At 57.6% G+C, this 564-nt stretch carries 1 protein-coding gene; it reads right to left on the bottom strand.

Annotation, left to right across the window (positions count from 1 at the left end; translation table 11 throughout):
* Positions 1-564: cadherin-like domain-containing protein (locus L5M49_RS25215; protein ID WP_263267005.1), on the bottom strand; the 564-nt coding region annotated here is incomplete at both ends.

Here is a 564-nt window from a genome sequence, read left to right as displayed (position 1 = left end):
GTTCTCGTTATCCACATTCAGGGTCACCGTAGCGGTATCGCTGCCGCCATTACCGTCGGTAATGGTATAGGTGAAGCTGGTTGGCGCCGGTTGGCTGCCATTGTGGGTATAGGTGAAAGTCCCGTCTTGGTTGATGACCAAAGAGCCGCCAGCCACCGCCACCGTGGCCACGCCATTCACGAAGGTGACGGGCTGACCATTGATTTGGGTGATCGTCAGCGTATCGCCATCGGCATCGGTATCGCGTCCGAGTAGGTCAGTGATGATGTTGCCAGTGACGCTGCCGCCTTCAGCAACCTCGTAAGTGTCATCGATGGCATCGGGTGCGTCGTTCTCGTTATCCACATTCAGGGTCACCGTAGCGGTATCGCTGCCGCCATTACCGTCGGTAATGGTATAGGTGAAGCTGGTTGGCGCCGGTTGGCTGCCATTGTGGGTATAGGTGAAAGTCCCGTCTTGGTTGATGACCAAAGAGCCGCCAGCCACCGCCACCGTGGCCACGCCATTCACGAAGGTGACGGGCTGACCATTGATTTGGGTGATCGTCAGCGTATCGCCATCGGC

It is taken from the genome of Shewanella sp. SM74, from assembly GCF_025653725.1.
Lineage (GTDB): Bacteria > Pseudomonadota > Gammaproteobacteria > Enterobacterales > Shewanellaceae > Shewanella > Shewanella oncorhynchi.
Note: the sequence above shows the minus strand (reverse complement) of the source record. Positions and strands in the feature narration are given on the sequence as shown.